The organism is Mesorhizobium sp. M1A.F.Ca.IN.020.03.2.1, assembly GCF_004023205.1.
Lineage (GTDB): Bacteria > Pseudomonadota > Alphaproteobacteria > Rhizobiales > Rhizobiaceae > Mesorhizobium.
Window position 1 is genome coordinate 1 of record NZ_RZSV01000013.1, and the last position, 7,657, is coordinate 7,657.

The window sequence follows — 7,657 nt, forward strand, 5'->3', positions numbered from 1 at the left end:
CCAAAACGGCGCAGGGTGTGAAAGGGGGCCGCTACGCCTTGCAATTCAAGGCGTCTGCGGTTATTCAGACGCCCGTTGCTGCGGTAGCTCAGTGGTAGAGCACTCCCTTGGTAAGGGAGAGGTCGAGGCTACAACCCCGTCGGGCTTCAATGGCAGCCATTCGATCTTCGATCGCCGAGAAGCGGACTGTCTGCAAACGGCCCCATTTCGGTCATTCACCAGGAGGAAGTGGCTGGCTACTTAGGGCTCCATCGTCGATATCTCGAAGCCAGTAACTATTCTCGTCCATCGTCTTTCGGTTCGCCAGACCATACGAGAGAATACGAGGGAAAAGGGTAGGCGAACCACCCGCTAACATATTGATTTCCTGTCGAAAACGACGACCCTCCGGGCCCACCATTATCGTTATGCACCAATAGGTTACGAGGCAGTTCGCCGAAATAGATTCAAGAAGCCGATCCGGCCACTCGCCCATTTCTTTGGCGGGGTGGATGGCTGCTTTGCGCCCAACATCTGTCGTTCATACCCGCTTGTGCAACGCCTGAAAGCAGACCTATTTCCAGATCGCAGCTCGCCCGGCGGTGCTCTTTGCTCAACAGCCACCTCAACTATCCCCTGGTGTGATAATTGATTTCGATCGTCGCTGGTCCAGTGACGTCGATCATCGGGCGGAGCTATCTTCACTGTCCAAACGGCATCTGTCACCGTTGATACCCCACTTGGTGGACGCGTGGTGCAGAGCCGCGGTCTCTACGGACGAGGTACCGCTATGAACTTTGTCGACATGGACCTCAACTTGTTGCGCGTTTTCGATGTGATGATGCGTGAAAGAAGCGTGACGCGCGCTGCTACCGAATTGGGCAGAACACAATCAGCTGTAAGCCACTCCTTAGCAAAACTTCGGTCTCTATTGCAGGATGAATTGTTCACCAGAGATGGGGGCGAGATGCGGCCAACGCCTCGGGCAGTGGAGTTGCTGTCAGACATTTCTGCCGCCCTGGCAACCATCCGTGCCTCCATCGATCGGCATCAGGTGTTCAAACCGGCAACAACCCGACGCAACTTTCGCGTTGGACTTACCGACTATCATGCCATGATATTTATTCCGGGGCTCATTCGAGAGTTTTCGAGGCAAGCTCCTAACGCGACACTGAACGTCATTCCCGCAAACGGACCCGACATCGGCTCATCTGTCTATTTGAGACAGGTTGACTGTGCGCTGACGGGAGCGGCAATACGCGACGATCCAAGTCTCTTGAAGGTGGAACTCGGGCAGGATCGGCTGTTTTGCGCCGTGTGGAGTGGAAGCAAGATCGCCAGGACCGGCATGACGCTGGAAGCATATTTGGCCAATTCCCACCTGCAGATTTCCGCGGATGGCCAAGCAGAAGGGCTGGCGGATGCCGCAATGAAGCAGCACGGTCTGCGGCGCAACGTCGTTGCTACCATCTCGAATTATCTGGTGCTTCCTTGGGCGCTGCGCGGCACTGAACTGATTACCCATTGTGGGGATGCCATTCTGCAGATGCTGGATGAGCGAAGCGAGGTGAGCCTGATCCCACCACCGCTTCCTATTTCGGATGTCAATGCGTGGCTCATTGTTCACCGTCAGATGGCGAACGACCCGGGGACTAGGTGGCTCCGGGAGGTGATCGTGGGCATCTACAAAAAGTCCCAGGCTAGGCGCCGAAGTTCAATCGTCGACATCGGAGCAGCGGGTCGATCGAAACAGTAGTGCCTCGGCCCACAGTCCCCTTTCACGACGCCTACCTCGCAGCCAATCCCCCTTGTGCAACCCGGTTATGAAATTGGCTCATTTTGACAATGAGGACAATCAATTTGACGAATAATTGTCCTTACGTGCAGATTGGACCCAACAAAAACAGGGGAACACCGAAAATGAGATCGATGCTTAAGGGTTTGATTGCCGTAGCCATGGCGTGCACCGCCTCGTCGGCGTGGTCCGCAACCCTCGATAACGTCAAGAAGAATGGAGTGCTCACCTGCGGCACAAACTCGGCCACCGCGGGCTTCAGCCTTCCGGACAATGAAGGCAAGTGGACTGGATTTGTCGTCGACTATTGTCGTGCCGTGGCCGCCGCCGTGCTGGGCGATGCGCAAAAGGTGAAGTTCATCCCATTGACGCCAAAAGATCGCTTCACCGCCTTGCAGTCGGGAGAGATCGACATTCTCGCGCATAACGCAACCTGGACCTCCTCCCGCGATATGTCCCTCGGCATTCTTTTCGCTGGCACGTATTTCTATGACGGCCAGGGATTCATGGTCCGCAAGGCGGACAACATCACATCAGCCGAGCGGCTGGATGGCGCATCGATTTGCGTAACCCAGGGCACGACAACCGAATTGAACCTTGCCGACTATTTCCGTTCGCAATCGATGAAGTACACCACGGTCGGGTTCGCCGATGAGGAAGCTGTCGTGAAGGCTTATGAGGAGGGGCGTTGCGATGTCCTGTCCGCGGACACCTCCACCTTGAATGCGTCGCGGCTTCGCATGGCCAAGCCGGATGACAGCATCGTGCTTCCCGAGTTGATCTCCAAGGAGCCGCTTGGCCCGGCTGTACGGCAGGGTGACGACCAGTGGTTCAACGTGGCGAAGTGGACGCTTTATGTCATGGTGGCCGCTGAAGAATTTGGGGTCACCTCGAAAAATGTCGATGCAATGAAGTCGTCAGACAATCCGAACATCCGTCGTTTGCTCGGCGTGGAAGGCAGCATAGGCAAGGACATCGGGCTCGGCGACAATTGGCCGGTCGAGGTGATCAAGCAGGTGGGCAACTACGGTGAAGTCTTTGATCGGAATGTTGGCAAGGACTCACCTTTGAAAATGGAGCGTGGCCTCAACGCGCTCTGGAACAAGGGCGGCATTCAGTACGCTCCGCCGATCCGCTAGACATGACGTCATTGCCGGGCGCTGGCGCATGATCGCCAGCGCCGTTGTGCTCACCCGACAGGTCCGGCCATGTCCGATTTGACCCTTTCCGTGCAGCCGCGCAGAAGCCTCTCTTTGCACAATAAGAAGGTGCGAGGCATTTTCTACCAGGCCTTGCTCGCCGTCAGCCTGGTGGCCTTCGCCCTCGGCGTCGGCGTCCAGACTGTGTCGAACATGCGGGCAAGGGGAATCCCGCTCTCATTCGCCTTCTGGAATGAGTCTGCCGGCTTCGACATCAATCAGGCCCTGATACCCTATGACGCGCTCTCTACCTACGGACAGGCGTTCTGGGTGGGCGTGGTCAATACGCTCTTCGTCAGCTTGCTCGCGATCCTGTTGGCAACGTTGCTCGGCTTCGTCGTCGGAATTGCCCGCCTGTCGCAGAACTGGATCGTAGCGAAAGCCGCGACCTCCTACGTCGAGATAATACGCAACATCCCGTTACTGCTGCAGTTGCTTTTCTGGTATAACGCCGTCCTCAAACCGCTCCCCGCGCCGAAGTCGTCGATCGAAATTCCCGGCGGCATCTACCTCAACAATCGCGGCCTCATAATCCCGGAGGTCCAGTTGCATCCGGGAGCGGGGCTGGTGGCTCTGTCCTCCGCGGCGGCCGTTTTCTGCTGCATCGTCTTCTGGTTCTACGCCAGGCGCGTCCAGAGACGAACAGGCAGGCAACTGCCAGTGCTCTTGGTTAGCCTCGCGGCCCTGATAGGGTTTCCCCTGGTCATGTTCCTGGTGGCCGGCGAACCGGTATCGTTCATAAGGCCGCGACTGCACGGGTTCAATTTTCAAGGCGGACACCAGCTCTATCCGGAGTTCGCCGCTCTCCTGATCGGTCTGTCGGTCTACACCGGATCCTACATCGCCGAGATCGTCCGGGGTGGCATCCAGGCGGTGCCGAAGGGCCAAACCGAGGCTGCCTACGCGCTGGGGCTCTCACCGGGCAAGACGCTTCGCCTGGTCGTTGTTCCACAGGCGCTGCGCATCATTGTTCCGCCTCTGACGAGTCAGTATCTCAACCTGACCAAGAACTCCTCGCTCGCCGTTTTCATTGGCTATCCCGACCTCGTTCAAATCTTCGCGGGAACGGTGCTCAACCAGACGGGAGCGGCCGTCCAAGTGATGGCGATCACCCTGGCGGTCTATCTCGCCATCTCCATCGTCACCTCGTTGGCCATGAACGCCTTCAACCGGCATTTTGCGATCGTCGAGAGGTGATGATGACCGATCAATCCTTGCATCCTCCAATCGTCAACATAGCGCTGATGCCGGCGATGGCGCCGCCTGCAGATGTCCGGCCGGGTCCGGTGACCTGGGTCAAAAGGAATCTGTTCTCAACGCCCTTCTCGGCTGCGCTGACAATTAGTTTCGTGCTCCTGGCGGTGTGGCTGCTGCATCAGTTCCTGAGCTTCGCCATCCTCAATGCGGTCTGGAGCGGCGGCCGAGAAGCCTGCCGTGCGAACCCCGAAGGAGCCTGCTGGCCCTTCATCGCGGAGAAATTCGATTATCTGCGATACGGCGCATACCCCGTTTCCGAGCGCTGGCGCGTTGATCTCACTCAGGCGGTCGGGGCCATTCTGATCGCTTGGCTCCTGTGGACGAAGGCTCCGCGGCGCAAATTGGCGGCAATGCTGTTCTTCGTTCTCTACCCCGTTGCCGCCTTCGTTCTCTTGCGTGGCGTCGCTCTGCTCCATTTGCCCGTGATTGATACCACGCTCTGGGGCGGGCTCTTGATCACGCTGCTCATGTCGATCGTGGGCATCGTCTTCTCGCTTCCGATCGGGATCCTCCTGGCGCTCGGACGCAGGTCGGACCTCCCCATTATCAAAGCGGTTTGCCTCACATTCATCGAAGTCGTTCGGGGCGTACCGTTTATCACGGTGTTGTTCATGGCGAACTTCATGATGCCGCTTTTCGTACCGGATTACTTGACGCCAGATCGTCTCCTGCGCCCCCTCATCGCAATAGCGTTGTTCTCGTCCGCCTATATGGCCGAGGTCGTGCGGGCGGGCCTTCAGGCAATCCCAAAGGGCCAATACGAAGCGGCGAAGGCGCTGGGGATCAACTATTTCGACATGATGCGGTTGATCGTCCTGCCCCAGGCGTTGACGATCGTCATACCGAGCATCGTCTCGACATTCATCGGCCTGTTCAAAGACACGACACTGGTTGCCATCGTCGGCATCGCAGACTTCCTGAAGGCCGTCGAAACGGCGAGGGTCGATCCGAGCTGGGCAGGCCCGACGATCTCGTCAACCGGGTACCTTTTTGCGGGGCTTGTCTATTGGGGCTTCTGCTTCGGCATGTCCCGTTACTCGCAGTCGATGGAGCGCCAGCTGGCGCGCGGCCACAAATCCTAGGAACGAAGGACGATGCCTCAAGCAATGTACACTCCGAGAAGGGAAGCACCCGGCGAGTCCGTAGTCGCCGTCGAGCTGCGCGACGTCAACAAATGGTTCGGCTCGTTTCATGCGCTCAAGAACATCAACCTTTCGGTACCTCGCGGCCAGCGCGTAGTGATCTGTGGTCCATCCGGGTCGGGCAAATCGACCATGATCCGATGCATAAACCATCTCGAGGAGCATCAATCGGGCGAGATCATCGTCAACGGCAAGCCAGTGGCGCAGGATCTTCGCAGGATCGACGAAGTCCGCAGCAACGTGGGTATGGTGTTCCAGCACTTCAATCTGTTTCCCCATCTGACGGTGCTCGAGAATTGCATGCTTGCGCCAGTGTGGGTGAGGAACATGCCGCGGATGGCGGCAGAAGAAGTGGCGCGCCATTATCTCAATCGCGTCAGGATCGCGGAGAAGGCGACCAGCTATCCGGGCCAGTTGTCGGGTGGCCAGCAGCAACGCGCTGCGATTGCCCGTGCCCTCTGCATGAACCCAAAAGTCATGCTCTTCGACGAGCCGACCTCCGCCCTCGATCCGGAGATGGTGAAGGAGGTCCTTGGTACGATGGTGTCGCTCGCCGGCGAGGGCATGACCATGCTGTGCGTCACACACGAGATGGGTTTCGCGCGCGAGGTGGCCGATCGAGTAGTGTTCATGGACAGCGGGGAGATCGTTGAGGCGAACACACCTCACGAGTTCTTCACCAATTCCCGATCGCAGCGAGCACGCCGGTTTCTGGCGCAGATCCTCAAATAGCGACGCTGCGGGCAAAGCGGCAAAGGCGCGGCAACAGTTTTTGCGAGATCACAGATGACATGTGCGGACACATCCAATCCGTCGATCGCGGCTGCAAGCCTTGCGGGAGTGGATTTCGACCAAATCCACGACCGCCAGCAGTTCGGATCGGTCAAGTGGGCCAATCAATGGGATGAGTTCTCCCCGCGAGTCGAGGGCCAAGGCCTGCTCTCACTTTGGACGGCGGATATGGATTTCCGTGCTCCGGAGACTGTGGTCACGCGGCTGCGCGAAGCGGCAGACCATGGCATCTACGGCTACACCCGTCGCGATCCGCGCCACTACGAAATCGTGCAATCGTGGTTTGCACGACGCCACAACTGGTCGCCGGAACTGGAATCGCTGCTTCCCGCGCCGGCGATCATGCCATCGGTGGCGACGGTGTTGCGAACCTTCACGAAGCCGGGCGATGGTGTCATCGTGCAGGCGCCCGTGTATTCGCCCTATTTCGAAGTGATCCAGGGAAACGGACGGGTTCTGCTGACGAACCGCCTGAAGCTTGAGGACAATAAATACGAACTCGACCTCGACCATTTCGAGACGCTGGCGGCAAGCGGCGCCAAGGCATTCCTGCTTTGCAATCCCCACAATCCTGCGGGAAAGGCGTGGCGGCTCGATGAACTGACGGCGCTCAACGCTATCTGCGAGCGCTATGGGGTCTTGGTCATTTCCGACGACATTCACTGCGACATAAGATTGTCCGATCGGCCCCATATCGTCTTCTCCTCCATTTCGGAGGATGCCGCGGAGAAGTCGTTCATCTGCACGGCGCCAACGAAGACCTTCAACCTGGCTGGCATTCCCTCGGCGACCATTTCGGTGGCGAACAAAAAGCGCCGCGGCGAGCTCCTTGCCGCGATGCAGGCCTCATTCATGGTGAATGCGAACTTTTTCGGCCGCCTAGCCCTGGAAGTCGCCTACAGTACCGGTGCGCCGTGGCTCGACCAACTGACGCGCTACATCGGCGGCAACATCGAGCTGGTCTACGAATTCGCGCGCGAACATCTCCCAGGCATAGCGCCGATGAGGCCCGATGCCTCGTTTCTTGTGTGGCTGGATGCGCGCGCCCTCGATCGCCGGGTCGAAGGAGTTCAGAAGTTCTTTGTTAATCGCGCCGGCGTCAATTTGTACGATGGCCGCGTATACGGGCCCGGCGGCGAAGGGTTCATTCGCCTCAATGTCGGCTGTCCGCGTCCTCTATTGCAGCGAGCACTGGAGCGCATGGCAAACGCGCTGATGTCGTCGTGACAAGCGGGCCTCAATCCGGAATCGGCCAAAGCCCGCTTTCTAGTGAAGCGTCCTGGCGCACCCCCTCCAGATCATCTCAGGTTACTGTCATTTACCGACTTCTGACGCCAGAAGCGGACAATCTGGAAACGGCCCCATTTCGGTCATTCACCAGGAGGAAGTGGCTGGCTACTTAGGGCTCCATCGTCGATATCTCGAAGCCAGTAACTATTCTCGTCCATCGTCTTTCGGTTCGCCAGACCATACGAGAGAATACGAGGGAAACG

The 7,657-nt window shown here is 58.2% G+C and carries 6 protein-coding genes; all 6 read left to right on the forward strand.

Annotated elements, in window-relative coordinates:
- The first annotated feature begins 769 nt into the window (after positions 1–769).
- The 6 genes from EOA79_RS04030 to EOA79_RS04055 all read left to right on the forward strand — a co-directional run bounded on the left by EOA79_RS04030 (position 770) and on the right by EOA79_RS04055 (position 7,391).
- A complete protein-coding gene (locus EOA79_RS04030; protein ID WP_127334760.1) occupies positions 770–1,735 on the forward strand; it encodes a LysR family transcriptional regulator in 966 nt (321 codons plus the stop codon).
- Between the two features lie 164 nt (positions 1,736–1,899).
- Entirely contained in the window at positions 1,900–2,913 is a 1,014-nt protein-coding gene (locus EOA79_RS04035; RefSeq protein ID WP_206522071.1) for an amino acid ABC transporter substrate-binding protein, read from the forward strand.
- A gap of 69 nt (positions 2,914–2,982) precedes the next feature.
- Positions 2,983–4,170: an amino acid ABC transporter permease gene (locus EOA79_RS04040; protein WP_127334761.1), complete on the forward strand. Its 1,188-nt coding sequence runs from the start codon at positions 2,983–2,985 to the stop codon at positions 4,168–4,170.
- Positions 4,170–5,312: an amino acid ABC transporter permease gene (locus tag EOA79_RS04045; RefSeq protein ID WP_206522072.1), complete on the forward strand. Its 1,143-nt coding sequence runs from the start codon at positions 4,170–4,172 to the stop codon at positions 5,310–5,312. The genes EOA79_RS04040 and EOA79_RS04045 overlap by 1 nt, the downstream gene beginning before the upstream one ends.
- 24 nt (positions 5,313–5,336) lie before the next feature.
- Entirely contained in the window at positions 5,337–6,104 is a 768-nt protein-coding gene (locus EOA79_RS04050) for an amino acid ABC transporter ATP-binding protein (RefSeq protein WP_127334762.1), read from the forward strand.
- Between the two features lie 54 nt (positions 6,105–6,158).
- Positions 6,159–7,391, forward strand: coding sequence for a MalY/PatB family protein (locus tag EOA79_RS04055; RefSeq protein ID WP_127334763.1), 1,233 nt, complete (start codon positions 6,159–6,161; stop codon positions 7,389–7,391).
- The last annotated feature ends 266 nt before the right edge of the window (positions 7,392–7,657 follow it).

Bases quoted from the DNA above. Each gene is read 5' to 3' on its own strand.
- EOA79_RS04030 (WP_127334760.1), top strand. From the start codon at position 770: ATGAACTTTGTCGACATGGACCTCAACTTGTTGCGCGTTTTCGATGTG.
- EOA79_RS04035 (WP_206522071.1), top strand. From the start codon at position 1,900: ATGAGATCGATGCTTAAGGGTTTGATTGCCGTAGCCATGGCGTGCACC.
- EOA79_RS04040 (WP_127334761.1), top strand. From the start codon at position 2,983: ATGTCCGATTTGACCCTTTCCGTGCAGCCGCGCAGAAGCCTCTCTTTG.
- EOA79_RS04045 (WP_206522072.1), top strand. From the start codon at position 4,170: ATGATGACCGATCAATCCTTGCATCCTCCAATCGTCAACATAGCGCTG.
- EOA79_RS04050 (WP_127334762.1), top strand. From the start codon at position 5,337: ATGTACACTCCGAGAAGGGAAGCACCCGGCGAGTCCGTAGTCGCCGTC.
- EOA79_RS04055 (WP_127334763.1), top strand. From the start codon at position 6,159: ATGACATGTGCGGACACATCCAATCCGTCGATCGCGGCTGCAAGCCTT.